We start from the raw sequence: 26,780 nt of genomic DNA, 5'->3' as shown, positions 1-26,780 counted from the left end.
AGGGAAAGCGTTGCTGAAGGGTCGTCCTGGGGAGTGGGGTGAACGCCGCTTCGGACGGCGCCTGTTGGTGGCGTGGCGGCCGGCTGGAGCTGGGCGGGGCCCGAGCGGGATCGACCCCGACCCCGACCCAGACCATGACCCCGGCCTCGGCACCGAGGTGCATCTCCGCGTGCACCACCCGGCACCGGGCGCCGCGAGGGCGCCCGGTGCCGTATCCCGCCGGGCGCCCGGTTTCCTGACGCCGGCCTCCCGCATGCTCCGTGGTTACGGGCGGAAGCGCAGCACCTGCGGGTCGTGGTCGCTGTTCTGGTCCGCGAACTCGGCGTTGATGTGCACGCTGTCGTAGCTGAAGTCGTCGATCGACGGGCTGGTCAGGATCTGGTCCAGCACCTGGCTGTTGCCCTGGTACACGTACGAGTAACGCTCCGCGCGCGGCAGCGACTTGATGGCCGGGTACAGCGCACCGCCGTCCGTCAGCGCCTTCGTGGTCCGGGAGAACTCGAAGTCGTTGATGTCCCCGAGGACGACGACGTCGGCGTTGCGCTGGGCCTTCAGGATGTCCTTCACGAAGGCGTTCACGGTCTGCGCCTGCTGGAGGCGCTGGGTCTCGGAGGACCGGGTGGGCGGCTGGTGGTGCGAGGTCAGGCCCTCGTCGCCGCCCTTCGAGCCGAAGTGGTTGGCGATGACGAACACCGTGCGGCCGCAGAAGACGAACTCTCCCGCGAGCGGCTTGCGGCTGTTCTCCCAGGCGGCGTTCGCCGGATCGACCCGGCCGGGGGAGAGGGTGAGGGCGGCGCGGCCCTTCTCGCGGACCACGCCGGTGGCCGCGGTCGCGCTGCCGCCCGCGCGGTCGGTGAAGGAGACCCGCTCGGGGTTGAAGAGGAACACCTGGCGGATGTTGCCGCCGGGCTGGCCTCCGTCCTTGTTGTCCTCCGGGTCGACCGAGCGGAAGTCGTAGGCAGGGCCGCCGGCGGCGACGATCGCCTCCGTGAACTTGCGGACGGTCTGGTCCGCGGCGACCACGCCGTCGTTCTTCGCGCCCGTGTTGTCCTGGATCTCCTCCAGGGCGATGATGTCCGGCGTCGCGAGGTTGTCGACGACGGCCGCGGCCAGGGCGTCGAACTTCTCCTGCGGGTCGGACGGGTCCAGGTTCTCCACGTTGTACGTGGCCACGGACAGTTCGCCGCGGCGCTCCTGGCGGGCGCGCTCGCGCTCCAGGCCGCGGTCCTTCACGGTGCCGAGGGTACGGGCCGTGATGGTGTAACCGCCGAACTGGTTGAAGTCCAGCGGTCCCTCGGTCGTCCCGGACAGCACGTCGCCGACGTTCGCCTTCGGGAACGGCTGCTGGGCGATCGGCACCAGCGACTGGATCTGGAGCCGGCCGGTGTTCTGGGAGGTGTACGAGCCGTAGCGGGCACCGCCGCGCACGGTCGGGTTCTCCCACGGCTTCACCGTGACCCACAGCTCCGAGTACGGGTCGGTGGCGCCGACGACGCGCGAGGAGCCGATCCGGACGTTGCTGCCCTCCAGGGACTCGTAGTAGTCCAGGGCGTACGCGCGGGGCTTCAGCGGCAGCGCGTTGATGCTGTTCCCGGCCGCCGGGTCGCCCTCGGGCGCGTACGCCGACGGCACGGACCGGGCGGTGATGGTCACCGGCGCGGGCAGCGCGTTGCCCGAGGAGACCACGGTGACGGTCGGCTTGGAGATCTGGGTGATCGACTGGTTGCCGGAGCTGAGGCCGCCGGGGACGAACTCGCCGACCGTGCCCGAGACCTTGACCGCGTCGCCGGTGGCGACCGTCGGCGTGGAGCTCGTGAACACGAAGAGGCCCTCGCTGGTGGCGGGGTCGGCGTCGGCCTGGGGGTCCTGGATCCAGAAACCGCGCGAGGAGCCGTACGTACGGACACCGATGACGATGCCCTCGACGTCCGCGACCTGCCGGCCGACGAGCGGAGACGTACGGGTCGTGCCCTGGATGTCGTGAATGCGGACGGCCGCGTCCGCGTTCTCGGCATCGGCGGCGGCCGAGGAGGAACCGGCGAGCAGACCCGCGGCCAGTGCGGAGGCCACGACGGCTGCGACGGCGGCAGATCTCGGTATGGAACGCATCAGGGAACTCCGGTGTGAGGGTTGAGGGGTGGCATATGGGACCACTGATGTATCTACGCGCGTCAATGTCTTGTGTGGATGAGTGAGTTGTCAAGAGGCGCCGGGTGTACGGGGGTTGACGGGTACATGAATCGGAAGGCATCGGGCGAATTGCGTCTACGCTGGGGGCCGCCACGAGCCGGAACGCCCACAGCCGAGGAGAGCCCCCACATGCCCGGAGACCGCCCCGCCGGACGCCGTGCCCTGCCGCCCGTGCGACTGCACTCGGACGCGGAACTGGCGCGGGACGCGCTCGGCACCCCGCTGCTCGCCCGGGCCGTCCGGCTGGCGCGCTGGGCCGGACCGGAGACCAGGGTCGGTGCGGGCGGTGAGCTGGTCGACGAGCAACTCGCCCATGCGGCGGAGGTGTTGGGACTGCCCGCGGACGAGGACGGTCGGGCCTACGCCAGCGAGGCGTGGCGGATCGCCGTGGACACCGGGCTCGTCGAGGTCACGGACCCGGAGGACGACGGCGCGGAGTACGGCACGGCCACCGCCGGCGGCGCGCTGCCGCTGGTCACCGGAGGCGGCCCGCAGGACGTGCTCGCGCTCTGGCAGGACGCCTTCGACGCGGTCTTCGCCGACGCCATCGCCCCCGTGCTGGAGGACCCGGACGCGATCATCGGCCCGGACGGCGAGATCGACTTCGACGCGCTCGGCTGGGACCCCGAGGCGGAGTCGGAGTTCCTCGACGGTGTCCTCGGCAATCTGTACCTGCTGACGGTCAGTGAGACGGGAGCGGTGGAGGGGCAGGTACCGCTGCCGGCCCTCGCCGCGGCGATGATCGTGCCCGACGACATGCGGGAGCCCACGGACGCCGTGCTGGAGGAGGTGTCCGACGCGATGATGCGCCTGGACGACCAGTTCCGGGTGCTGGAGCCGATCGGACTGGTCGAGTACGTGCCGGTGGACGAGGCGCTGATGGTCGAGGAGGGCGCCGAGCCCGCGCTCCCGGCCGTGGAGGAGGACGTCTCGCGCTACGGGCTGGTGAAGCTCACCCCGCTCGGGCTGTACGGGGTCAGGAACCGGCTGGTCGACAGCGGGGAGTCGGCGCCGGCTGTCGGCGACCTCGCGGACGAGGACGCCGACGCGCTGCTGGACGGCGTCACGCACTACCCCGACGGCGCCGCGCAGGCGGAGACCGCGCAGTGGCTCGGCGGGCGCGCCCCGCTGGAGGCAGCGCGCGAACTGCTCGCCGCCGCGCGGGGCTCCGACCCCGGCGCGCCGCTGCGCCGCCTGCGCTGCCAGCAGGCGCTCGCCCTGGCCGGGCCGGCGGCGGAACCGGCGGTCCGTGACGTTCTGGACGACCGCGAACTCGGCGGCCTCGCCCGGGTCTGGCTCGCCGAGCGCGGCTCCCCCGACGTACCGCCGCCGTCGGAGGACATGGTCTTCTGGCTCGCCGTCGACACCATCGCGGCGCAGCTCGACGCAGAGGGCGACCTGGCGGAACTCCAGGACCTCATCGTGGGCCTCGTGGGCCGGCACGGCGGCTTCTTCGACGCGGTCTGGCGCGTCGACCACCCGGCGACGGTCGACGTCCTCGAGGCGATGGGCCGCCTCCACCCCGAGAAGCAGACGGCGAAGGACGCCCGCAAGGCTGCGTTCAAGGCCCGCTCGCGGGGCTGACGGTCCGCTGGGGGCATGGTGTCGCCCTCCGCGACGCCGCGTCGCGGGTCCTCGCGTGGCGCGGGCGGCGATGGCGTGGCGCGTCCGTGCCCGGTCCGCCTGCCTTCTCCCGGACGCGGGACCCGCCGCACGGGCACGCCCCGGGCGTTCCGCCTCCGGGTGGACGGGGGCGGCGCGCGCCCCGAAGGAGCGAGATGTCTCGTGGACTTCAACCGGCGTTCAGGCGCCGGCGGGAGCGTGTCGTCGGCAGTGGCGGAGTCCCGCCTGCCGATTCTCTGAGTCCTCAGGAGACCGCGATGCCGCTCACCCGCAGGGAATTCACCGCCCGCTCCGCCCTCACCGGCGCGGGCGTGGCGCTCACCGGTGCCGTAGGAGCGCTCGCCACGGCGCCGGGAGCGCTCGCGGCGGAGGAGAGAGCCGAGGAGAGCGCCGGGCAGGCCGCGGGGGGTGTGCGGCACGGCTACGGACCGCTCGTACCCGACCCCGAGGGCATCCTCGCCCTCCCCGCCGGCTTCTCGTACCGGATCGTCACCCACAGCGGGGTGACCACGCTCGAAACGGGCGAGTCCACCCCCTCCAACCACGACGGCACCGCCGCCTTCGAGGGCCCACGCGGCGTCACCCTGCTGGTGACCAACCACGAGCTCAAGGGACCGCGCACCAACTGGAAGTACCCCGTACCGCTGACCGAGGGGCTCGTCTACGACCCCGCCGCGGCCGGCGGCTGCACCGTCGTCGAGACGCACCGCGACGGCCGCACCGCCGCACGGGTCGGCATCGCGGGCACCTCCACCAACTGTGCCGGTGGCAGCACCCCTTGGGGCACCTGGCTCACCTGTGAGGAGAACGCCGACCGGGCCGGCCAGAACGGCATGACCAAGGACCACGGGTACGTGTTCGAGGTCGATCCCTACGACCGCCGTGCCAACCGCCGTCCGCACCCGATCAAGGCCTTCGGCCGGTACGAGCACGAGGCCGTCGTCATCGACACCCGGCGCGGCCACGCCTATCTGACGGAGGACGCCTCCGGCCCGAACGGCCTCTTCTACCGCTGGTCGCCGCCGGCCGGCTTCCGCCACGGCCGCGGCCGGCTGCGCCACATCCCGGAGGACGCCGGAATCCTGCAGGCGCCCAAGTGCTACGACGCGGGCGGCCGTTTCGTTGACGATCTGTCACGTGCCACCCGCACCGGCACGGTGTTCGGCGTGGACTGGGTCGACGTACCCGACCGCGACGCCAGGACCGTCCCCGTGCGCAAGCAGTTCGCCGAGGGCGCGGTCACCCGCGCGCGCAAGCTCGAAGGCATGTGGTGGGCCGACGGCGGGGCCTACATCGTGTCCTCCTACGCCCGCGACGAGAGCCCCGGCCGCCCGCACGACGGACAGGTCTGGTTCTACGACCCGCGCCGGCGGACCCTCACCCTCAAGGTGCTGCTCGGCGTGAACCCGGACCCCTCGGCCGGCGGCGCGTTCGACGGCCCGGACAACATCACCGTGTCCCCGCACGGCGGCCTCGTCATCGCCGAGGACGGCGAGGGCTTCCAGCACCTGTTCGGGGCGACCGAGAGCGGCCGCACCTACCCGATCGCCCGCAACGAGCTCAACATCGGCACCGAGGAGGAGCCGGAGTACAGCGAGTTCACCGGAGTCGTCTTCTCGCCCGACGGGCGCACGCTGTACGCCAACATCCAGACCCCGGGCATCACGCTCGCCATCACGGGCCCCTGGAGGCGCGGGCCCCGCCACTGAGCACCCCGGCGTCCGCCCGGCGCGGAAAACCCTTGGCGCCTCCCGAACCCGCGTCCCTAGAGTGATCCACGTCCAGGTGCGCAGGCAGGACCTACTTCCGCTGATAACGGGGAGGCCACGGGTTCGAGTCCCGTCGCCGGCACGCGCGCCGGCGTAGCTCAGGGGTCAGAGCACCACTGTCGGTTCCGCCGAACTGTTCTCTGGACGACGCAATTTCATGCACCTCCCGGTGCGCAGGCCGCGGTTACTTCTTTTCCAGAGAAACCGGACCGCCGCCGATCCGATCTCGGGGGGCCCAGCATGCGGAGAGGTGCCCGGTGCGCAGGCGACGGCTACTTCCGGATCTGGCGGTTGCGGGTTCGAGTCCCGTCATGCCTTCGGGGCATGTAGCTCAATCGGGCAGAGCACCAGGCACAGCAACCGTCGCCGACCCCTGATCTCGGGCACCCTCTCCGCGCTGTGCCTCCCCTGGAACACCGAATTCGGGGGAATTCACATGGCACGCTTCAACATCCGTCCCACCAGGGCCCGCGCGGTATCGCCCGTGACGACGACCGGGCGCACCACGGTCACCCACCAGGGCGGCCGGGGCCAGGTGCGCGACGCCCGCTCCGAGCTCTTCCTGCTCGCCGTCGCCAACTTCGTCTCCCAGCAGACCTTCCACGAGTCCGGCGACGCCCGTGACGACCGCTTCTCGGCACTCGTCCGCCGGCTCGCCGTCGAGGACCCCGAGTGGACCGCCGGCCTGATCGGCTGGCTGCGCGGCGACGCGGGCATGCGCACCGCCTCGCTCGTCGCCGGCGCCGAGTACGTGAAGGCCAGGCTGGACGCCGGCGCCACCGAAGGCCCGGCGAACCGGCAGGTCGTCGCGTCCGTGCTGCGCCGCGCCGACGAGCCGGGCGAACTGCTCGGCTACTGGACCTCCCGGTACGGGCGGAACGTCCCGAAGCCGGTGAAGCGCGGCATCGCCGACGCGGTCCGCCGCCTCTACCACGCGAAGTCGCTGCTGAAGTACGACACCGCTGCCAGGGGCTACCGGTTCGGCGACGTGCTGAACCTGGTGCACGCCTCGCCGGACCCGGACAAGCCGTGGCAGGGCGAGCTGTTCCGGTACGCCCTGGACCGTCGGCACCACCCGGACTCGGCCGTCCCGCCCGCCTCGGACCGCACGCTCGGCGCACACCGGGCGCTGATGTCCCTGCCGGTCGGGGAACGCCGTGCCGTGGTCGAGGCGCCGGACGCCGCCGAGCGGCTGGCCGCGGCCGGAATGACCTGGGAGGGGCTGGCGGGCTGGCTGCAGGGGCCGATGGACGCCACCGCCTGGGAGGCCGTGATCCCGTCCATGGGAACCATGGCGCTGGTACGGAACCTGCGGAACTTCGACCAGGCCGGGGTGTCCGACGAGGTGGCGGCGCGGGTCGCCGCGAAGATCTCGGACGCGGAGGCGGTCGCGGCCTCGCGGCAGTTCCCGTTTCGCTACCTGGCCGCCTACCGGCACGCGCCGTCGCTGCGCTGGTCGTACCCGCTGGAGACGGCGCTCGGCCACTCGCTGGCGAACGTGCCGGCGCTGCCCGGCCGGACGCTGATCCTGGTCGACCGCTCAGGCTCGATGTGGTCGCGGCTCTCGGACCGGTCGGAGCTGAACCGGGCGGACGCGGCGGCGATCTTCGGTACGGCGCTGGCCATGCGGTCGGCCGACGCGGACCTGGTGGAGTTCGGGACGACCAGCCGGCCCGTGCGGTACGGGCGGGGCGAGTCGGTGCTGAAGGTGCTGGGCAGGTTCGGCGACCTCGGCGGCACCAACACGACCGAGGCGGTGCGCAGGCACTACCGGAAGCACGACCGGGTCCTGATCGTCACCGATGAGCAGGCGATGTACAGCCGCCACGGCGACCCGGCCGCGCAGGTGCCGGACCGCGTCCCGGTCTACACCTGGAATCTGGCCGGGTACCGGGCTGGTCACGGCCCCTCCGGCGCCGGCAACCGGCACACCTTCGGCGGTCTGACGGACGCGGCGTTCCGGATGGTGCCGCTGCTGGAGGCGGGCCGGGACGCGGACTGGCCGTGGGCGGGGGATTGAAACGGGAGAGGGGGGAGGGCACATACTGCTGGTAATGACAGATTCGGCCGGAGCCCGGCGCCACATGCCCACCAGTCCCTTCCACCGTTCCACCCCGGCCGTCCCACCGATCGAGCAGTTCGAGGTCGGAGACCGGGTCTCACATGATCAGTTCGGACTCGGAAGAGTCACGGGAGTCGAGGGCGCCGATGCCGTCCTCGTCGACTTCTCAGGGCGACAAGGGAGGATCCTGAGCCCGTTCACCAAGCTCGTCAAACTCTGACCTCGGCCGCCCGGGAGCGCCACCGCACCGGTGGCGCTCCCGGGCCTCTTCCGGGGTGCGCCGGGGTCAGAGCGCCTGCGCGGCGGGCTTGACCATGCCCCGGACCGTGCGGGACTTCACGAACTCGCCCATCGCGGTCATCTCCCACTCGCCCGAGAACTGGCGGATGAGCTTCGCCATCATCACACCGGTCTGCGGCTCGGCGCTGGTGAGGTCGAAGCGCACCAGCTCCTCGCCGGTGGCGGCGTCGATCAGCCGGCAGTACGCCTTGGCGACCTCGGTGAACTTCTGGCCCGAGAACGAGTTCACCGTGAAGACCAGGCCCGTGGCGTCCGCCGGGATCCTGCCGAGGTCCACGACGATCACCTCGTCGTCGCCCGCGCCCTCGCCGGTCAGATTGTCGCCGGAGTGCTTGATCGCGCCGTTCAGGATGGAGAGCTTGCCGAAGTAGCAGCTGTCGAGGTGGTTGCGCTGGGGGCCGTACGCGATCACGGAGGCGTCCAGGTCGATGTCCCGGCCGCGGTAGGCGGGCTCCCAGCCGAGGCCCATCTTGACCTGGGAGAGCAGCGGGCGGCCGCCCTTGACCAGGGAGACCGTCTGGTTCTTCTGGAGGCTGACCCGCCCCTTGTCGAGGTTGATCTTCCCTGAGCCGGGTGCGGCGGCGGGCGCGGCGGGAGCCGCCGGGGCAGGCGCCGCGGGTGCGGCGGCCGCCGGGGCGGAGGCGGACACCGGAGCGGGAGCGGGCGCGGCGGCCGGCTCCTCGTCGACCGAGACGCCGAAGTCGGTGGCGATGCCGGCCAGCCCGTTCGCGTACCCCTGACCGACGGCACGGGCCTTCCACGCGCCGTTCCGCAGGTAGATCTCCACGACGACCAGGGCGGTCTCGGCGCCCAGGCGCGGCGGGGTGAAGGTCGCCAGCGCCGTGCCGTCGTCGGCGTTGCGGATCGTGGCGGTGGGCTCGACGCCCTGGAAGGACTGCCCCGCGGCGTCCGGGCTCGCGGTCACGACGATCTTCTCGATGCCGGCCGGAACGGCCGCGGTGTCGACGACGATCGCGTCCGGCGCCGAGCCACCGCCCGACCGGTAGGTCACTCCGGGACCGGAGGGCTGGTTGTAGAAGATGAAATCGTCGTCGGAGCGCACCTTGCCGTCGGCGGTGAGCAGCAGGCCCGATACGTCGAGCCGCACCGGAGCGGCGACGTCCACCGCCACGCGGGCGGGGGTCAGGGGGATGTTCGAGCCGGGGGTCATAGCGGTCATGACTGGGGTAACGAGCGAGGTTGCTTTGCCGTTCCCTTACCTTCGGCCGAATCGGTACGGGTCCCGGCCGGAAGCGGCCAGCGGCGGTGGCGGCCGGGAGGGGCCGAGGGGCCGGCGGCCGGATCCGGTGACGGCCGCGGGTGCGGCGGGACCGCCCGTGGGTTCCGGCCGCAACCGGCCGCCACCGCGGAGGGCCCCTCAGTGCGGCCGGCGCGGCGGGTCGGTCGTGAACGGGCCGCCCAGGCAGCTGTGGGCCGGGTTGTCCGGATCCAGCTCCCCCTGCTCGGCGACGAGCTTCTCCGCGAACTGCTCGGAGTCGTCCTGGGGTTCGTACCCGAGCGCGCGGGCCGTGGACAGGTCCCACCACAGCCGGGTGTTGGCGGAGGAGCCGTGGACCACGGTGTGGCCGACGTCCTCGGCGGTGAGCGCGGCGTGGAAGAGGCGCGCCCCGTCGCCGGGACTCAGCCACACGGAGAGCATCCGCACGCTGGTGGGCTCCATGAAGCAGGAGCCGATCCTGACCGAGACCGTCTCGATGCCGTACCGGTCCCAGTAGAGCTGGGCGAGGTCCTCGCCGAAGCCCTTGGACAGGCCGTAGTAGGTGTCCGGGCGGCGCGGGGTGTCGACGGGGATCAGCGGGTCGCCCTCGCGCGGGCGCGGGGTGAAGCCGACCGCGTGGTTGCTGGAGGCGAACACGACGCGCCGGACGCCTTCCGCGCGGGCGGCCTCGTAGAGGTTGTACGTGCCTTCGATGTTGGCCCGGAGGATCTTCTCGAACGGCGCTTCCAGGGAGATGCCCGCCAGATGGAGGATCGCGTCGACGCCCCGCACGGCCTCGCGCAGGGCGGCCGTGTCGGCGAGTTCGGCGGTGACCGCTCCGGGCTCCCCCTCGATGGGGTTCATGTCGAAGAGGCGCAGCTCGTATCCGTACGCGGGCAGCAGCCCCCGCATCAGGGTGCCGAGGCCGCCGGCGGCGCCGGTGAGCAGGACGGTGCGGGGTGCGGGCATGGGCGGGTCCCCTCGGGCGACACAAGTCTGGTGCGTGGACGTCATTCACAAGCGTGGACACGCTAGGCAGCGGCCGGTGCACCGTCAAGGGGTTCCGGCCGTCGTCAACTCCCGCGCTGGGTCGCGGTTTCGGCGCTTGACCTCCGCGGCGGCGCTGCCCTAGCGTGGCATTGTTCAGAAATATAGACGCTGATCAGAATGATGCACGAGCCGGAAGGCTCGGCGCATGGCCCAGGGAGCGCCCGTGACCTCAGCCCCGCTCGCCGCCCGGCTCACCAGTGGCACCGGGCCGCTATTCTTCCCCGTGACCGCCTTCGGACCGGACGGCGCCCTCGATCTCGAAGCGTTCCGCGCCCATGTGCGCTCCGGCGTCGAGGCCGGTGCCGCGGCCGTCTTCGCCTGCTGCGGAACCGGCGAGTTCCACGCCCTGACCCCGGAGGAGTTCCGCGACTGCGTGGCCGCCGCCGTCGAGGAGACCGCCGGACGGGTCCCCGTGGTCGCGGGCGCCGGCTACGGCACCGCCCTCGCCGTCCGGTTCGCGCGGCTCGCCGAGGAGGCCGGCGCGGACGGGATCCTCGCCATGCCGCCGTACCTGGTCGTGGCCGACCAGGCCGGACTCGTGCGGCACTACTCCGCGCTCGCCGCCGCGACCGGGCTCGGCGTGATCGTCTACCAGCGCGACAACGCGGTGTTCACCCCGGAGACCGTGGTCGAACTGGCCCGGGTCGACGGCATCATCGGCCTCAAGGACGGACTCGGCGACCTCGATCTGATGCAGCGCATCGTCAGCGCCGTCCGCACGGACGCTCCGGGAAGCGGCTTCCTCTACTTCAACGGCCTGCCCACCGCCGAGCTCACCGGCCTCGCCTACCGCGGCATCGGCATCACCCTCTACTCGTCCGCCGTCTTCTGCTTCGCCCCCGAGATCGCCCTCGCCTTCCACCGGGCGCTGACGAGTGGCGACGACGCCACCGCCGAGCGCCTGCTCGACGGCTTCTACCGGCCGCTGGTCGAACTGCGGGCGCGGCGCCACGGCTACGCCGTCTCCCTGGTCAAGGCAGCCGTGCGGATGGGCGGCCTGGACGTCGGGGAGGTGCGGCCCCCGCTGAGCGAGCCCTCCGCGGGCCACGTCAAGGAGCTCGCCGACATCATCGGACGCGGCCGCGCCCTCCTCGGAGACGGGGCGGACGGGTGAGGGCGGGCGCCTTCCTCTACCCGTGGGACGTCAACGGCGACCCGGCCGCCCCCGGACGTGTCGCGGGGCTCGGCGTCAGCCAGGTCACCCTCGCCGCCGCCTACCACTCCACCCGGGCCCTCACCCCGCGCCATCCGCGACACCGTGTGGTCACCGCGGAGTACGCCGCCGTGCTCTACCCGCCCGACGAGGGGCGCTGGGCCGGGCGGGTCCCGCGTCCGTACCGAGCCGGCTCCTGGGCGCCGGGCGACGCCTACGGCGAGGCGGCAGAGTCCCTCTCCGCGGCGGGACTCGAGGTGCACACCTGGGTCGTGCTCGCCCACAACTCCCGCCTCGGGGCGGAACATCCGGGCGCCTGCGTGGTCAACGCGTACGGCGACCGCTATCCGTGGGCCCCATGCATCGCACAGCCGGCCGTACGCGCGTTCCTGACCGGCCTGGCCGCCGAGGCGGCCGCCCGGCCCGGGGCGCGCGGCACCGAGCTGGAGTCCTGCGGCTGGTACGGCGTCGCCCATCTGCACGGCCACGACAAGACCGCCGGTGTGGCACTCGGGGACGCCGCCCAGTACGCGATGTCGCTCTGCTTCTGCCATGACTGCAGGGCCGGTTACGCGGCCCTGGGCGCGGACCCCGAGGCGCTGCGGGCGGGTGTGTGCGACGCGCTGGAGCCGGTGTGGCGGGGCGGCGTCCCCGCCGACGTCACGGTCGACGCACTGCTGGGCACTGAACCGGCCGCGCTCACCATGGAGTTCCGCGCCCGTACCGCCCGGACGTTCCAGGAGGAGGCGGTGGCGGCGGTGCGGGCGACCGCGCCGGACGGCTTCCGGGTGCTGCTGCACGCCGATCCCGTGACGCACCGCTGCGGGGCGAACGCGGGCGTCGACCCGGCGCACGTGCTCGGGCTGGCCGACGGGGTCGTCGTGCCCTGCACCGGCGGGACCGGGCTGCTTGCACCCTTCGCCCGGCACGCCTCCGCCGGCTCCGTGGTGGCCGCCAACCTCACCGTGGTCGGCGGCATGGGCGGCAGCCCCGGCACCCTGGCGGAGGACGCCGCCCGAGCCGCCTCGCTCGGCGCGAACGAACTGCGGCTCTATCACGCCGGACTGGCCTCCGACCAGGATCTCGCCGCGGTCAGGGACGGCCTGTCCCGCCTCCGCTGAGGGGCGCCGCCACCCGCGCCCCCGCACGGCGGGAGGCCATCGGCGGCGCCCTTGCCTCCACCGGGGCGACCGACCCGGCGCCGGAGCGGGCCGCAGGGCGTTCGGCGCCGGCCGTCCGCGCGGACCGGGAATCCGGCCCCGGGGATCGTGCGTACGTCGCCGCCCGGTGCCTGTTCCGCGGCCCCTGCGAGCGGTACCCTCCGGCACCCCCGGCGGTCCAGTCGGGTAACACCATGGTCAAGTAACGTGGCGAAAACCTGAGGGGCTCTTCCGGCGGGCACAATCCAGCCGTCCGACACGCGCGGAACCGTCACCCGCCGAGGAGAGCCCATGCCGGAGACACAGCAGCGAACCGCCCTCGACCGCTACTTCCGCATCTCTGCACGAGGATCGACCGTCGCCCGCGAAGTGCGCGGCGGCATCGCCACGTTCTTCACGATGGCCTACATCCTCGTCCTCAACCCGATCATCCTCGGCAGCGCCCAGGACAAGTTCGGCAACCAGCTCTCCGCGCACCAGCTGGTCACGGTCACCGCCCTCGTGGCCGCCGTGATGACAGTGATCATGGGCTTCGGCGGCAATGTGCCGATCGCCATCGCGGCCGGACTCGGCCTCAACGCGCTCGTCGCCTACCAGATCGCGCCGCTGATGAGCTGGCCCGACGCGATGGGCCTGGTGGTGATCGAGGGCATCGTCATCTGCGTCCTCGTCGTCACGGGGCTGCGCGAGGCGATCATGCACGCCATCCCGCAACAGCTGAAACAGGCCATCAGCGTCGGGATCGGGATGTTCATCGCCTTCATCGGGTTCGTCGACGCGGGCTTCGCGACCCGCATCCCCGGCGAGACGGGAACCGTGCCGGTCCAGCTCGGCGCCACGGGCCATCTGTCCGGCTGGCCCGTACTCGTCTTCTGCCTGGGCGTGCTGCTGACCATCTCCCTGGTGACCCGAAAGGTGCGCGGCGCGATCCTGCTGTCCATCGTCACGATGACCGTCGTCGCCATCGTCATCGACGCGATCGCCGACATCGAGCCGACCGCCTGGGGGCTGACCGTGCCCTCCATCCCGGACGACGTGGTGTCCTTCCCGGACTTCGGACTCGTCGGCTCCTTCAGCCTCTTCGGCGCCTTCGAGCAGGTCGGCGTCGTCACCGTCGTCCTGCTCGTCTTCACCCTGGTGCTCAGCGACTTCTTCGACACCATGGGCACGGTCGTCGGCGTCTCCAACGAGGCCGGGCTGCTCGACGAGAAGGGCGACGTCCCCAACCTGGGCCGGATCCTGCTCATCGACGGCGCGGCCGCCGCCGCGGGCGGTGTGGCCTCCGCCTCCTCCGCCACGTCCTACGTCGAATCCGCCGCCGGTGTCGGCGAGGGCGCCCGTACCGGCTTCGCCAACGTGGTCACCGGCGCGCTCTTCGGACTGGCCCTGCTGCTCACCCCGCTCGCCACGGTGGTGCCCGCCCAGGCGGCCGCCCCTGCCCTCGTCGTCGTCGGCTTCCTGCTGATGACCCAGGTGCGGCACATCGACTGGCTGTCGTACGAGATCGCCATCCCGGCGTTCCTGACGATCGCCGTGATGCCGTTCACGTACTCCATCACCAACGGCATCGGCGCGGGCTTCATCGCCTACGTCGTCCTCAAGACGGTGCTGGGCAAGGCGCGGGAGGTGCATGCGCTGCTGTGGGTCACGGCGGCCCTGTTCGTCGTGTACTACGCCATCGACCCGATCGAGCAGCTGATCGGCCTCAGGTAGCGGCTCGTCGTGCGTCGTACCGGAGGGCCAGGCCCGTCGCCAGGGCGCCGAGGCCCTCCCACGCGGCCACGCCGAGGAAGGCCGTGGGCGCACGGCCGGTCAGCACCGCGAGGCCGAAGACCGTGAAGGTGAGCAGCCGGAAGGGGACCGTCCAGCGGAAGAACGGCTTCCAGTCGGACAGTGCCGCCAGCACGTAGTACACGCCCATGTTGAGCGCGGCCATGGAGGAGGCGGTGACGAACGCGGCCGTGTGGTCGCCGGCGGCGGTGAGCCCGGGCTCCCTGCCGGTCTCCAGGCCGAGGACGGTGAGCAGGAGGTTCGGCGAGACCAGCCCCACCACGCCCATGACCGCCGCCAGGACACCGAACACCGCCATGGTCCAGCCGGACAGGGAACGGGGCAGCTGCCGCACGAGGTCCTCCCCAGGATTGGGATATTGAACGATGAAGGACCTTGCATACCGCGCCCCGCGGCCCGTCCGCCAACCGGAACAAGCGCTTCCAGTAACGGCGTTCGCCAGTCCGTGTCGCACACGGCCTAGCCGAGCGCCGCCCGCATCATCCTCTCCGCGATCGGCGCCGCCAGTCCGTTGCCGCTCACCTCGGAGCGCGCCGCGCCGGAGTCCTCGACGATCACCGCGACCGCCACCTCCCTGCCCGAGCCGCCCTCTCCGCTCCCGTCGGACTTGGCGTACGAGGTGAACCAGGCGTACGGGGTCTTGCTGTTGTTCTCACCGTGCTGCGCCGTGCCCGTCTTGCCGCCGACCTCGGCGCCGTCGATCCGGGCGTTGGTGCCCGTGCCGTCCTCGACGACCGTGACCATCGCGCTGCGCAACTGCTCGGCCGTCTCCGAGGACACGATCCGCTCGGTGTCGGAGTCCGGGTACTCCTGCAGTGTGGTCCCGTCCGCGTCGACGACCTTGGACACCATGTGCGGCGACGCCATGAGACCGTCGTGGGCCAGGGCGGCCGACACCATGGCCATCTGGAGGGGGGTGGCCGTGACCTCGAACTGCCCGATGCCCGTCAGCGCCGTCTGCGCTTCGTCCATCTCCGTCGGGTACACGCTCTTCGAGGCACGCACGGGGACGTCCTGCTCGGAGTCGTTGAAGCCGAACTTCTCGGCCATCGCCCGGACCTTCTCCTTGCCGAGCCGCTCCGCCATCCTCCCGAAGACGTTGTTGCAGGAGTACCGCAGCGCGGTGCGGATCGTGGCGTTCTCGCAGGGCGCGGACCTGTTCTCGTTGACCAGCACCGTCCGGGTGTGCGGCAGCGTGTAGGGCTGGGGGCTGTCGGTCGGCTCGTCCACGGACGTGTGGAGCCCGTCCTCCAGCGCCGCGGCGGCGACCACGAGCTTGAAGGTCGAGCCGGGCGGCAGCGGCTGCCGCAGGGCCCGGTTGACCATGGGCTGGTCCTCGTCCTCGGTGAGCCGCTGCCAGGCGTCGCCGTCCGTGGTCCCGCTGATCTTCGACGGGTCGTAGGACGGGGTGCTCACGACCCCGAGGATCCGTCCGGTCTTCGGGTCGATGGCGACCGCGGCCCCCTTCTTGCCGCCGAGCGCCTCGAGGCCGGCCTTCTGCACCGCGGGGTCGATGGTGGTGAGGACGTCCCCCGGCTGCGCCCGCTTGTCGGTGAGCACGTCCAGGGGGTTCTTCAGCCGGTTGTCCGTGCCGTCGAGCACGTCACCGTAGATGCCTTCGAGCTGTGTCGCGCCGTACGCCTGCGAGCTGTAGCCGGTGACGGGCGCGTACAGCGCTCCGTCGGTGTACGTCCGCTTGTACGCGAGGTCTCCTCCCTTCGTCCGCTGCGAGCCGGTGACCGGGGAGCCGGCCACGACGATGTCGCCGAGCGGCTGCGCGTACTGCGCGATGGTGTTCCGCCGGTTGTGCTTGTCGTCCGCGAGGGCCTTGGCCTCGTAGCCCTGCACCCAGGTCGCCCGCAGCAGCAGGGCGAACACCAGGAGCAGGCTGAAGACCGCGGCGCGCCTGATCGTCTTGTTCATCCCGCCGTAGGACGAGCGGCACGGAGAGTTTCGTTCCGGATCGGCCCGGTTTCTCACCGAATCCTCATCCGGAGCCTCATCCGGGTCCTCGTCCGGTTCGCATCCGGCCGGGAAGCCGCGCGACGGGGCCCGGTGGGGAATCCGTCCGGCCCGGTCCGCCCGCACGCGGGTGCGTGCGGGCGGGAGCGGGGTCCCGCGGGTCTCAGCCGTCGAGCCGCAGCAGCAGTTCCTCGGTCTCCTCGCCCCGGGCGTGGGCGTAGCCGCTGTCCCGCCCGGTCACGGTGAACCCGCACTTGGCCAGCACGCGCAGGGAGCCCGCGTTGTCGGCGGCCGCGCGGGCGTGCAGCGGACGCTCGGGTACGAGCAGCAGCAGTGCGCGCAGCGCGGCGGTGGCCACGCCGCGCCCCCAGTGGGCGCGGTCGATCCAGTACGTCACCTCGCGCTCGCCGGGCGGCCCGTACACGGCCGCGTGTCCCGCCACGGCCCCGTCGACGAGCACGGTGCGATTGACGTCGTCCGTGCGCAGGATCCGCTCCCAGTGGGCGTCGAACCGGGCCCGGTCGCCCGGGTCCTCGGCGGTGAACGCGGCCATGCGCCCGGCCTCCGGGTCCTGCATGAGCGTGAAGAAGACGTCGAGGTCGCCGGTGCGGACCTCACGGAGGGCGACGTCCATCAGAGCCGCCGCGTCGCGAGGGTCAGCCGGTCCCGCGCGTCGAACAGCGCGTCCTTGATCATCTGCTCGTGCGCGGGGGTCAGCCGTGCCACCGGCACCGAGCAGCTGATGGCGTCCCGGGCCGGGGTGCGGTACGGGATGGCGACGCCGAAGCAGCGCAGGCCCAGCGTGTTCTCCTCCCGGTCCACGGCGTAGCCCTGCTCCCGGACCTGCCGCAGCTCCTCGATGAGCTGCTCCCGGTCGGTGAGGGTGTGCTCGGTGAGGGAGGGCAGCGTCTCCGGCAGCATCTTGCGCACCTGCTCGTCGCTGTGCGTCGCCAGCAGCGCCTTGCCCAGGGAGGTGGAGTGCGCCGGCAGCCGGCGGCCGACCCGGGTGAACGGCCGCAGGTAGTGCTGGGACTGGCGGGTGGCGAGGTACACGACGTTCGTGCCGTCGAGCCGGGCCAGGTGGATCGTCTCGGTGGTGTCGTCCGAGAGCCGGTCCAGCGTCGGCCGGGCGGCCGCGACGACCTCGTCGCCGTCGATGTACGACGTGCCCACGAGCAGGGCCCGTACGCCGATGCCGTAGCGCGTGCCGGTGGCGTCCGTCTCCACCCAGCCGAGCTCGACGAGGGTGCGCAGCAGCATGTACAGGCTGGACTTCGGATAGCCGACGGCCTCTTGGACGGCGGCCAGCGAGTGCATTCCGGGGCGGCCCGCGAAGTACTCCAGCAGTTCCACCGTCCGCACCGCGGATTTGACCTGTGCCCCACCCTGGTCGGCAGTTGCCATGGCCCTCCACCCTTCTTGACCGCGCAGAACGCCCGGAAATAGAGTCACCGACGACCCCACTATTCATCATCGGGAACCTTGTTCAGAATACCGAACAACTTGGGGAAGGAAGCCGCGGTGGGAGCAGCACCAGTCTGGAGTGTGGACCCGCGAACGGGGAAGCCGCGTGAGCAGGTTGCGGTCGAGGCCACAGCGGAGGAGGTCGACCGCGCGGTGCGGGCCGCGGAGGCCGCCCGTGCCGCCCTGGGCGACCGCGGGGCCAGGGCCGCCCTGCTGCGGACCGCCGCGGACCTCCTGGACGAGTCGGGCCGACACGTCATCGAGGCCGCCGACGCCGAGACCGCCCTCGGCCCCGTCCGGCTGACCGGTGAACTCGCCCGGACCACCGCCCAGTTGCGGGCCTTCGCGGACGTGGTCGACGAGGGGTCCTTCCTGGACGTCCGCATCGACCACGCCGACCCCGCGCGCACCCCGCCGTGGCCCGACCTGCGCCGCTGGAAGATCCCGCTCGGCGTGGTCGCCGTCTACGCGGCCAGCAACTTCCCACTCGCCTTCTCCGTGCCCGGCGGCGACACCGCGAGCGCCCTCGCCGCCGGCTGCCCCGTGGTCGTCAAGGCCCACCCGGACCACCCGGCGACCTCCGAGCTCTGCGCGGCACTGCTGCGCACGGCGGCCCGGCGCTCCGGGCTGCCCGAGGACGTCGTCGTGCTGGTGCACGGCTTCGAGGCGGGCGTGGAGCTCGTGGGCCATCCGCTGGTCGCCGCCGCCGGGTTCACCGGCTCGGTACGCGGCGGACGCGCCCTCTTCGACGCGGCAGCCGCCCGGCCCGTGCCGATCCCCTTCCACGGGGAACTCGGCTCCCTCAACCCCGTCGTGATCACGGAGGCCGCGGCGGCCGAGCGCGCCGAGGCCATCGGCAGCGGGCTGGCCGGCTCGATGACGCTGGGGGAGGGGCAGTTCTGCACCAAGCCCGGATTCGTCCTCGCGCCCGCCGGCGACGCCGGCGACCGGCTGCTGAAGTCCCTGACCGCCGCGGTGAGCGAGACCGACCCCGGTGTGATGCTCGACCACCGGATGCGGGACGCGTTCGTCGCGGGCGTCGGCGAGCGGGCGGGACTCGAAGGCGTCGAGTCGCCCGTCACCCCGGGGGCCTGCGGCGACCACAGCGTCAGCGCGGGCTTCCTGACCGTGGCGGCGCGGCGGCTGGCCGAGGAGGGGCCGCACGACCTGCTGCTGGAGGAGTGCTTCGGTCCCGTCACGGTCGTCGCGCGCTACGACGGCACCGACGAGATCGAAGCGGTGCTGGCCCGGCTGCCCGGCAACCTCACCGCGACCCTGCACGTCTCCGAGGAGGAGGCGCAGGGCGCCGCCGCGGAACTGCTCGCCTCGCTCACCGGCCTCGCGGGCCGCGTCCTCGTCGACGGCTGGCCGACCGGCGTCGCCGTGGCCCCCGCCCAGCACCACGGCGGCCCCTACCCGGCAACCACGTCCACCTCCACCTCGGTCGGCGCGACCGCGATCGAGCGCTGGCTGCGGCCCGTCACCTACCAGTCGGCGCCGTCCGCGCTGCTCCCGCCCGAGCTGCGCGACGGCAATCCGCTGGGGCTGCCGCGACAGGTCGACGGACGCCCGGAGCCTCTGCGAGGCTGACCCGGTGACCGACGAGATGGCCCTGCCGGAACTCCCCTTCCCCCTGCGTCCCTACGGCCCCGACGCGCACTGGTCGTACGAGAACGGGATGCTCACCGGCTGGGCGGGCGCACGGCAGGACCGCTTCGTGCCGCCCACCGGCGAGGCGCTGGAACCGGTCTCCGACGCGCCCCGGCTGCTCGGGGCGCCGGAGGGCGACTTCCAGCTCATCGCCCGGGTGAAGGTGGGCTTCGGGGCCGCCTTCGACGCGGGCGTGCTCTATCTGCACGTGGCCGAGCGGCAATGGGCCAAGCTCTGTCTGGAGCTGTCCCCGGACCGGCCGACGATCTGCACCGTCGTCACCAGGGGGCACTCCGACGACGCCAACTCCTTCGTCCTGGAGGGCGACAGCGCCTGGCTGCGGATCAGCCGGACCGGCGCCGCCTTCGCCTTCCACGCCTCCGCCGACGGGGAGCGCTGGACCTTCGTCCGGATCTTCACCCTGGGCGCCGGTGAGGAGGCCACCGCCGCGCTCGTCGGCTTCATGGCCCAGTCCCCGGTCGGCGAGGGCTGCGTGGTCACCTTCGACCGCATCGAGTACCGGCCCGTCTGGCCGGACGGTCTGCGCGACGGGTCCTGACCCGAGGGCCGTCCGGTCCGCCCGCCCGTCACCGCCGCCCGCCGGCGGGAGGCGGTCCGGCCTCCGCGGCGGCGCGCCTGCCGGGCCCGCCCGCGGGCACGTCCGGTGCCGACCCGCACGCCGTCCGGGGGAATGGCCGCTTCCCGCCGCGCGTTGACCGCCTCGGCGGAAGGGACTCTTCCGCGCCGTACGGAAGACGTCCGGAACCCGGCCGAAGAGAGAGCGGAAGAGACCCATGCGCGTCGAGATCTGGAGCGACATCGCCTGCCCCTGGTGCTATGTGGGGAAGGCGCGCTTCGAGGAGGGCCTCGCGGCCTTCGCCCACCGGGCCGAGGTCGAGGTCGTGCACCGCTCCTTCGAGCTCGACCCCCACAGGGCCAGGCGCAGCACCGTCCCCGTGGTGGAGTCGCTCGCCGAGAAGTACGGCCGCACCCTCGACGAGGCCCGCGCCATGGAGGAGCACGTCGCCTCCGCCGCGCGCGCCGCGGGCCTCGGGTACCGCACCGAGGGGCGCGACCAGGGCAACACCTTCGACATCCACCGGCTGATCCACCTCGCCAAGGCGCGGGGCCTCCAGGAGGAGCTCCTGGACCTCGCCTACCGGACGAACTTCGCCGAGGAGCGGTCGGTGTTCGACCCCGAGGTCCTGGTCGCGCTCGCGGTCGAGGCGGGGCTGGACGAGGATGAGGCCCGTGCGGTCCTCGCCGATGAGGACGCGTACGCCGAGGACGTGCGGGCCGACGAGCGGGAGGCCGCGGAACTCGGCGCGAGCGCCGTGCCGTTCTTCGTGCTCGACCGCCGCTACGGGGTCTCCGGCGGCCAGCCGGCCGAGGTGTTCACCCAGGCCCTGGAGCAGGCGTGGCAGGGCCGCGGGATCGTCCCCGCCGCCCAGGGCGCCCCGTCCGGCGGCGCCTGCGACGACGGGGCGTGCGAGGTCCCGCCGCGGGGCTGACCGCCCCGCCGCGGAGCGGCCGGCGGCCGCCGGGGAGATCGCCCGGAGCGGCCGGACTCGCCGTAGGGTACGGACGCATGGACACCCTGGGAGGCGCCGAGTTCGCGCCCACGTCGACGTATCTGAACACCTCCAGCTGCGGTCTGTGGCCGAGGCGCTCGGTGGAGGCCGTCGGAAGGCTCGCTCAGGAGATCGCCGACGGCCGCCCGGAGGGCTCGGGGAGCACCGGGGCCGTCGAGGCGGCCCGGGCCTCCTTCGCCCGGCTGACGGGCGTCTCCGCGGACCGGGTCGCGCTGGGCGGGTCGGTCGCGGTCCATGTGGGGCTGATCGCGGCCTCTCTCCCCGCCGGGGCCGAAGTCGTGGTCCCCGAGGGGGAGTTCAGCTCCATGGTCACCCCGTTCACCACCCGGGACCTCAAGGTGCGCTACGCCCCGCTGGACTCGCTCGCCGAGGCGGTGGGGCCCGGCACCGCGCTGGTGGCCCTGTCCGCCGTGCAGTCCGCCGACGGCCGGATCGCCGATCTGCCGGCGGTCCGGGCCGCCGCGGCCGCCCACGGCGCGCGCGTCCTGCTGGACGCCAGCCAGGCCGCCGGCTGGCTGCCGCTGGACGCCGGACGGTACGACTACACCGTCACGGGCGGATTCAAGTACCTGCTGTGCCCGCGCGGCGCCTCCTTCCTCACCGTCACGGAGGAGGCGCAGGAGTCGCTGGTCCCGGTGCACGCGGGCCTGTTCGCGGCCGAGGACCCGGAGGGCAGCACCTACGGTCCCGTCGAGGAGTTCGCCCGTTCCGCCCGGCGCTACGACGAGCCGCCCTCGTACCTGGCCTACCACGCGGCCGCGCAGTCGCTGCCGCTGCTGGAGGAGATCGGCATCGGGACGGTCCACGCCCACAACACCGCGCTCGCGGCCCGGTTCCGGGTGGGACTGACGGAGCTGGGGCACGAGCCCGTGCCCGGTGACTCGGGCATCGTCGCCGTGCCCGGCCTCGGCGGGCGCCGGCCCCTGCTCGCCCGCGCGGGGATCGTCGTCTCGGCCCGCGCCGGCAATCTGCGGGTCTCCTTCCACCTCTACAACTCGGCGGCGGACGTCGACCGGGCCCTCGACGTGCTCTCGGGCTGAGCCGGCGTGCCCGGGAGCCGGGCGCGCCGGAGCCGGCCGGGCCCGGAGGGGACGTCGGCCCGCCCGGGCCGGCTCAGCCGGCGGTACGGGCCTCGGGCCGGCCCGGTGCGCCCGGGGGTTGAGCGCACGTCCCCTCGCGCCGGGCCGGCGCGCCCTCGGGCGCTGCCGTCCGCGGTCGGTCGCGGCACTCCGCCGCCTCCGTGCAGAGGTTGTCCTCGACCTTGGCCAGCAGCCGGCCCAGTTCGGCGCGCTCGGCCGGGTCGAGCCCGGCCAGCGTCAGCTCCTCCAGCGTGCTCCAGGCCCGGCCGACCTCGGCGAGCAGCGCGCAGCTGCCCTCGGTCGCCTCGACCAGTACCGCACGCCGGTCGGCGGGGTCGGGGCACCGCCTGACATGTCCGGACTGCTCCAGCCGCTGGAGCATCTTGGTGACGGTCGACGGGTCGAGTTCGGAGGTCCTGATCAGCTCCGACTGCCGTACGGGCCCGGCCTCCCAGAGGTACATCATCACCAGCTCCTGGCCCGGGTAGAGACCCGCCTGCTTCAGCAGCCTGCCCGCCGCGGCGCGGTGGAGCCGGGCCACCCGGGAGACGGCGTGGCTGACCGGGCCACCACGGGCGGTGGCCGGCAGCTCCCCTCTCCGGGCGTCGGGACAGAAGGGGTCGGCCTCCGGTTTCATCGGGCCTCCTCGGTGCTCTTCCGGCGGATCACGCGAACCGCGTCGACGGTCCCACATATCCGTACGAACAGATTACCTTGGTCGGCCAATCAATGGGTTACAGTGGCGGCCGGGGCCAATACTTGGCCGACCAATATTGTCTTCTCCTGCCTGTCCCTCCGGGAGCTGTGATGACCATCGCCTTCGAACCGATCGACCTCCGCGGCACGCCGCTCGCCAACCGCATCGCCATGGCGCCGATGACCCGCAGTCGCGCCTTCGGCCCGGGGCTCACCCCCACCGACTCCACCGTCGAGTACTACGCGCAGCGCGCATCCGCCGGCCTCATCATCACGGAGGGCATCCAGCCCTCCGTCGTCGGACAGGGCTATCCCGACACCCCCGGACTCCACTCCGAGGAGCAGGTCGCGGCCTGGCGCCGGGTCACCGACGCGGTGCACGCCGCCGGTGGCCGGATCTTCGCCCAGCTCATGCACGCCGGCCGGATCGGTCATCCCTCGCTGCTGCCCGACGGGCTCGTACCGGTCGGGGCCTCGGCGGTGGCGGCCGCCGGACAACTGTTCACGCACGAGGGTCCGAAGGACCTGGTCACCCCGCGCGAACTCACCGCCGACGAAGTCCGCGCCACCATCGCCGACTTCGTCGCCGCCGCGCGCAACGCGATCGAGGCGGGCTTCGACGGTGTGGAGCTGCACGGCGCCAACGGCTACCTCATCCACCAGTTCCTGGCGCCCAACACCAATCTCCGCGAGGACGAGTGGGGCGGCCCGGCCGAGGCCCGCATCCGCTTCGCCCTGGAGGCCACCAGGGCCGTCGTCGCCGCGATCGGCGCGGAGCGCACGGCCATCCGGATCTCACCCGCCAATCCGTACAACGACATCGCCGAACCCCTCGAGGAGGCCGAGATGGCCTACCCCGCGCTGGTCCGGGAACTCGACGCGCTGGACCTCGCGTACCTGCACGTCCTGGAGGGCGGACCGGAACTGCGGGAGCTCACCCTGGCCCTGCGCAAGGAGTACTCCGGCACCGTCGTCCTCAACGCGGCGACCGAGGGACCGACCGGACCCGGAGCGCTCGACCTGATCGAGGACGGCGTGGCCGACATCGTCTCCTACGGCGCGCTGTTCCTCGCCAACCCCGACCTGCCTGCCCGGCTGAAGGCGGGCGGCCCGTTCAACACCCCCGACACGGCCACCTTCTTCGGCGGCGGGGACAAGGGGTACACCGACTACCCGGCGCTGGCCGGCTGACCGCGTCCGGGCACGGGGAAGGGGCCGGCCGCCCAAGGCGACCGGCCCCCTGCCCGCATCTCACGGCGGCCCACCGAAGTGCGGCCACCGCGCTCCGACGCCGTGTTCCGGAGCGTCCCCCGGAACCGGCCCCGAGCTCACTTCACCGGCGTGAAGTCCCTCGCGCCGATGAACGTCGGACGCGGCACCGGTGCCGCGAACGGCTCCCGTGCGGCGTTCTCCACGCTGTTGAACACGATGAAGACGTTGCTGCGCGCGTACGGGGTGATGTTGTCCCCGGAACCGTGCATCGCGTTGCAGTCGAACCAGGTGGCCGAGCCGGCCTTGCCGGTGAACAGCCGGATGCCGTGCCGGTCGGCGAACGCGGTCAGCGCCTCGTCCGACGGGGTCCCGGCGTCCTGCATCTGCAGCGACTTCTTGTAGTTGTCCTTGGGCGTCTCACCGGCGCAGCCCAGGAACGTCTTGTGCGAACCGGGCATGATCATCAGCCCGCCGTTGGTGTCGTAGTTCTCGGTGAGCGCGATCGACACCGACACGGTGCGCATGTTCGGCAGTCCGTCCTCGGCGTGCCAGGTCTCGAAGTCCGAGTGCCAGTAGAAGCCCGAGGCCCCGAAGCCCGGCTTGACGTTGATCCGCGACTGGTGGACGTAGACGTCCGAACCGAGGATCTGCCGCGCCCGGCCCACGACCCGCTCGTCGCGCACCAGGGCCCCGAAGACCTCACTGATCTTGTGGACCTCGAACACCGAACGGACCGACTGCGACGCCGACTCGACGATCGAGCGCTCGTCGGCGCGGATCAGCGGGTCGTTGACCAGCCGGTCCAGCTCGGCGCGGTAGACGTCCACCTCGGCCGGGGTGATCAGCTCCGGCATGGCGAGGAATCCGTCGTGCTCGTACGCCTGGAGATCCGCCTGGGAGATCGGCCCCGGCGCACCCGGCGGCGACCACACGACCGGGTCCTGCCGGGGGACGGCCTTCTCGGCGGCGCCGCGGGTCGGGTAGAGATCGGTGATCGCGGTGGTCATGGTCAGCCCTCCTCGGTGAGCTTGGGGTCCCCCCAGGCCTCCGGCTCTGGGGGAGGGTAGGTGCCGTTCTCGTCGTGGTCCTCCCGTCCGGTGACGGGCGGGTTGAAGACGCAGACGCAGCGGAAGTCCGTCTTGGGACGCAGCGTGTGGCGCTCGTGACCGTCCAGCAGGTACATCGTGCCGGGCTCGATCCAGTGCGCCTCACCGGTCTCGTCGTTCGTCAGCTCCGCCTCGCCCTCCACGCAGAGCACGGCCTCGATGTGGTTCGCGTACCACATCGACGTCTCCGTACCCGCGTACAGCACTGTCTCGTGGAAGGAGAAGCCGACCTTCTCCTTGGCGAGCACGATGCGCTTGCTCTCCCAGGTGCCGGACTTCGACCTGACGTGCCGGTCGGTGTTCTCGATGTCCTTGAGCGATCGGACGATCACGGTGCGTTCAAAACCTTTCTTTTCCTCGCCGTACGGGGTGGTCGACGCCGCGGGGGCGTCAGGCGGTCTCGCGGACGGCACGGGCGAGCGTGCGCAGGCCCTCGTCCAGCTCGTCGGGCGTCACGGTGAGCGGCGGCAGCAGCTTCACCACCTCGCTCTCCGGGCCCGAGGTCTCCAGCAGCAGACCGAGCTCGAACGCCCTGGCGCAGACCGCCGATGCACGGCTCTTGTCGGTGAACTCCAGGCCCCAGACCAGACCGCGGCCGCGGTAGTGGGCGCCGAGGGCGGAGTTCTCGTCGCAGATGCCCAGGAGGGCCTGCTCGACCTGCTCGCCGCGGGCGATGGTCTGCTTCTCCATCTGCCCGTCGGCCCAGTACGTGTCCAGCGCGGCGGCCGCCGTGACGAAGGCCGGGTTGTTGCCGCGGAACGTACCGTTGTGCTCGCCCGGCTCCCAGACGTCCAGCTCCGGGTTGAACAGGCAGAGCGACATGGGCAGGCCGTAGCCGCTGATGGACTTCGACAGGGTGACGATGTCCGGGGTGATGCCCGCCTCCTCGAAGGAGAAGAAGGCGCCGGTGCGGCCGCAGCCCATCTGGATGTCGTCGACGATGAGCAGCATGTCCTGGCGCTTGCACAGATCGGCCAGCGCGCGCAGCCACTCGGCGCGGGCGACGTTGATGCCGCCCTCGCCCTGCACGGTCTCGACGATGACCGCGGCGGGCTTGTTCAGCCCCGACCCCTGGTCCTCGAGCAGCCGCTCGAACCAGAGGAAGTCCTGGACCCGGCCGTCCAGGTAGTTGTCGAACGGCATCGGCGTGCCGTGGACCAGCGGGATGCCGGCGCCGGCGCGCTTGAAGGCGTTGCCGGTCACGGCGAGGGAGCCGAGCGACATCCCGTGGAAGGCGTTGGTGAAGGAGACGATCGACTCCCGGCCCTTCACCTTCCGGGCCAGCTTCAGTGCCGCCTCGACGGCGTTGGTGCCGGTCGGGCCGGGGAACATCACCTTGTACGGCAGGTCGCGCGGCCGCAGCACGACGTTCTGGAAGGACTCCAGGAAGGCGCGCTTGGCGGTCGTGGCCATGTCCAGGCCGTGGGTGATGCCGTCGCGCTCCAGGTAGTCCAGCAGCGCGCGTTTCAGCACGGGGTTGTTGTGGCCGTAGTTGAGCGACCCTGCGCCGGCGAAGAAGTCCAGGTAGGTGTGGCCGTCCTCGTCGGTGAGGCGGGCGCCCTGCGCGCGGTCGAAAACGGCGGGCCAGCCGCGGCAGTAGCTGCGCACCTCCGACTCCAGGGTCTCGAAGACACTCAGGGCGGGCGGGGTGATGGTCACAGCGTTTCACTCCTGATGTGGGGGTCGGACGGAGCTGGGATGC

Annotated in this window: 23 protein-coding genes; 12 read left to right on the top strand and 11 right to left on the bottom strand. The window is 72.4% G+C overall.

Annotation, left to right across the window (positions count from 1 at the left end; all coding sequences use genetic code 11):
* Positions 1-264 precede the first annotated feature (264 nt).
* Entirely contained in the window at positions 265-2,109 is a 1,845-nt protein-coding gene (locus tag BLT82_RS07715; protein ID WP_093653110.1) for an endonuclease/exonuclease/phosphatase family protein, read from the bottom strand.
* 210 nt (positions 2,110-2,319) lie between these two features.
* Here BLT82_RS07715 and BLT82_RS07710 point away from each other — a divergent pair, with 210 nt between their 5' ends.
* The 4 genes from BLT82_RS07710 to BLT82_RS07695 all read left to right on the top strand — a co-directional run bounded on the left by BLT82_RS07710 (position 2,320) and on the right by BLT82_RS07695 (position 7,864).
* Positions 2,320-3,774 (top strand): hypothetical protein, encoded by a 1,455-nt coding sequence (locus BLT82_RS07710; protein WP_093653109.1) that lies wholly within the window; start codon positions 2,320-2,322, stop codon positions 3,772-3,774.
* A gap of 296 nt (positions 3,775-4,070) precedes the next feature.
* Positions 4,071-5,522 (top strand): alkaline phosphatase PhoX, encoded by a 1,452-nt coding sequence (locus tag BLT82_RS07705; RefSeq protein WP_093653108.1) that lies wholly within the window; start codon positions 4,071-4,073, stop codon positions 5,520-5,522.
* Between the two features lie 496 nt (positions 5,523-6,018).
* Positions 6,019-7,602, top strand: coding sequence for a TROVE domain-containing protein (locus BLT82_RS07700; protein WP_093653107.1), 1,584 nt, complete (start codon positions 6,019-6,021; stop codon positions 7,600-7,602).
* Between the two features lie 34 nt (positions 7,603-7,636).
* On the top strand, positions 7,637-7,864 hold the full coding sequence (locus BLT82_RS07695) for a hypothetical protein (RefSeq protein ID WP_093653106.1): 228 nt from the start codon (positions 7,637-7,639) through the stop codon (positions 7,862-7,864).
* A 66-nt stretch (positions 7,865-7,930) separates the two neighbouring features.
* Here BLT82_RS07695 and BLT82_RS07690 read toward each other — a convergent pair whose 3' ends face one another.
* Together BLT82_RS07690 and BLT82_RS07685 are read right to left on the bottom strand one after the other, a co-directional pair.
* A complete protein-coding gene (locus BLT82_RS07690) occupies positions 7,931-9,124 on the bottom strand; it encodes a TerD family protein (protein ID WP_208867763.1) in 1,194 nt (397 codons plus the stop codon).
* 198 nt (positions 9,125-9,322) lie between these two features.
* Positions 9,323-10,132, bottom strand: coding sequence for an NAD-dependent epimerase/dehydratase family protein (locus tag BLT82_RS07685; RefSeq protein ID WP_093653104.1), 810 nt, complete (start codon positions 10,130-10,132; stop codon positions 9,323-9,325).
* Between the two features lie 244 nt (positions 10,133-10,376).
* Here BLT82_RS07685 and BLT82_RS07680 point away from each other — a divergent pair, with 244 nt between their 5' ends.
* The 3 genes from BLT82_RS07680 to BLT82_RS07670 all read left to right on the top strand — a co-directional run bounded on the left by BLT82_RS07680 (position 10,377) and on the right by BLT82_RS07670 (position 14,239).
* A complete protein-coding gene (locus BLT82_RS07680; protein ID WP_093653343.1) occupies positions 10,377-11,327 on the top strand; it encodes a 5-dehydro-4-deoxyglucarate dehydratase in 951 nt (316 codons plus the stop codon).
* Positions 11,324-12,487, top strand: a complete 1,164-nt coding sequence (locus BLT82_RS07675) for a hypothetical protein (protein ID WP_093653103.1) — start codon at positions 11,324-11,326, stop codon at positions 12,485-12,487. Before BLT82_RS07680 ends, BLT82_RS07675 begins: the two co-directional genes overlap by 4 nt.
* Positions 12,488-12,817: 330 nt before the next feature.
* Positions 12,818-14,239, top strand: coding sequence for an NCS2 family permease (locus BLT82_RS07670; protein WP_093653102.1), 1,422 nt, complete (start codon positions 12,818-12,820; stop codon positions 14,237-14,239).
* On the opposite strand, the gene BLT82_RS07665 is transcribed toward BLT82_RS07670, so the two are convergent.
* The 4 genes from BLT82_RS07665 to BLT82_RS07650 all read right to left on the bottom strand — a co-directional run bounded on the left by BLT82_RS07665 (position 14,232) and on the right by BLT82_RS07650 (position 17,683).
* The gene (locus BLT82_RS07665) at positions 14,232-14,651 is read right to left on the bottom strand and encodes a hypothetical protein (protein ID WP_093653101.1); all 420 of its coding nucleotides are present in this window, start codon (positions 14,649-14,651) and stop codon (positions 14,232-14,234) included. The genes BLT82_RS07670 and BLT82_RS07665 overlap by 8 nt on opposite strands.
* A gap of 125 nt (positions 14,652-14,776) precedes the next feature.
* Complete coding sequence (locus BLT82_RS07660; protein ID WP_093653100.1) at positions 14,777-16,240, bottom strand: peptidoglycan D,D-transpeptidase FtsI family protein; 1,464 nt, start codon at positions 16,238-16,240, stop codon at positions 14,777-14,779.
* A gap of 202 nt (positions 16,241-16,442) precedes the next feature.
* Positions 16,443-16,913: a GNAT family N-acetyltransferase gene (locus tag BLT82_RS07655; protein WP_093653099.1), complete on the bottom strand. Its 471-nt coding sequence runs from the start codon at positions 16,911-16,913 to the stop codon at positions 16,443-16,445.
* A complete protein-coding gene (locus tag BLT82_RS07650) occupies positions 16,913-17,683 on the bottom strand; it encodes an IclR family transcriptional regulator (RefSeq protein WP_093653098.1) in 771 nt (256 codons plus the stop codon). The genes BLT82_RS07655 and BLT82_RS07650 overlap by 1 nt, the downstream gene beginning before the upstream one ends.
* 117 nt (positions 17,684-17,800) lie before the next feature.
* Between BLT82_RS07650 and BLT82_RS07645 the strand changes: the two genes are divergently transcribed.
* The 4 genes from BLT82_RS07645 (at position 17,801) to BLT82_RS07630 (ending at position 22,025) form a co-directional block, all read left to right on the top strand.
* Complete coding sequence (locus tag BLT82_RS07645; protein WP_093653097.1) at positions 17,801-19,333, top strand: aldehyde dehydrogenase (NADP(+)); 1,533 nt, start codon at positions 17,801-17,803, stop codon at positions 19,331-19,333.
* A gap of 16 nt (positions 19,334-19,349) precedes the next feature.
* The gene (locus BLT82_RS07640; protein ID WP_093653342.1) at positions 19,350-19,952 is read left to right on the top strand and encodes a DUF1349 domain-containing protein; all 603 of its coding nucleotides are present in this window, start codon (positions 19,350-19,352) and stop codon (positions 19,950-19,952) included.
* 235 nt (positions 19,953-20,187) lie between these two features.
* On the top strand, positions 20,188-20,904 hold the full coding sequence (locus BLT82_RS07635) for a DsbA family oxidoreductase (protein ID WP_093653096.1): 717 nt from the start codon (positions 20,188-20,190) through the stop codon (positions 20,902-20,904).
* A gap of 77 nt (positions 20,905-20,981) precedes the next feature.
* The gene (locus tag BLT82_RS07630) at positions 20,982-22,025 is read left to right on the top strand and encodes an aminotransferase class V-fold PLP-dependent enzyme (protein ID WP_093653095.1); all 1,044 of its coding nucleotides are present in this window, start codon (positions 20,982-20,984) and stop codon (positions 22,023-22,025) included.
* 73 nt (positions 22,026-22,098) lie between these two features.
* Here the strand turns inward: BLT82_RS07630 and BLT82_RS07625 are convergent, their stop codons facing one another.
* Positions 22,099-22,701 (bottom strand): MarR family winged helix-turn-helix transcriptional regulator, encoded by a 603-nt coding sequence (locus BLT82_RS07625; protein ID WP_093653094.1) that lies wholly within the window; start codon positions 22,699-22,701, stop codon positions 22,099-22,101.
* 170 nt (positions 22,702-22,871) lie between these two features.
* Between BLT82_RS07625 and BLT82_RS07620 the strand changes: the two genes are divergently transcribed.
* On the top strand, positions 22,872-23,951 hold the full coding sequence (locus BLT82_RS07620; RefSeq protein WP_093653093.1) for an alkene reductase: 1,080 nt from the start codon (positions 22,872-22,874) through the stop codon (positions 23,949-23,951).
* 137 nt (positions 23,952-24,088) lie between these two features.
* Here BLT82_RS07620 and thpD read toward each other — a convergent pair whose 3' ends face one another.
* From thpD to ectB, 3 genes are read right to left on the bottom strand one after another with little or no spacing between them, the layout of a single operon-like run.
* Positions 24,089-24,979, bottom strand: a complete 891-nt coding sequence (thpD, locus tag BLT82_RS07615; protein ID WP_093653092.1) for an ectoine hydroxylase — start codon at positions 24,977-24,979, stop codon at positions 24,089-24,091.
* Between the two features lie 2 nt (positions 24,980-24,981).
* Positions 24,982-25,410, bottom strand: coding sequence for an ectoine synthase (locus BLT82_RS07610; RefSeq protein ID WP_093653091.1), 429 nt, complete (start codon positions 25,408-25,410; stop codon positions 24,982-24,984).
* A 58-nt stretch (positions 25,411-25,468) separates the two neighbouring features.
* Positions 25,469-26,737, bottom strand: coding sequence for a diaminobutyrate--2-oxoglutarate transaminase (ectB, locus tag BLT82_RS07605; RefSeq protein WP_093653090.1), 1,269 nt, complete (start codon positions 26,735-26,737; stop codon positions 25,469-25,471).
* Positions 26,738-26,780 lie beyond the last annotated feature (43 nt).

This window comes from Streptomyces wuyuanensis, from assembly GCF_900103455.1.
In the GTDB taxonomy this organism is placed as follows: Bacteria; Actinomycetota; Actinomycetes; order Streptomycetales; family Streptomycetaceae; genus Streptomyces; species Streptomyces wuyuanensis.
Note: the sequence above shows the minus strand (reverse complement) of the source record. Positions and strands in the feature narration are given on the sequence as shown.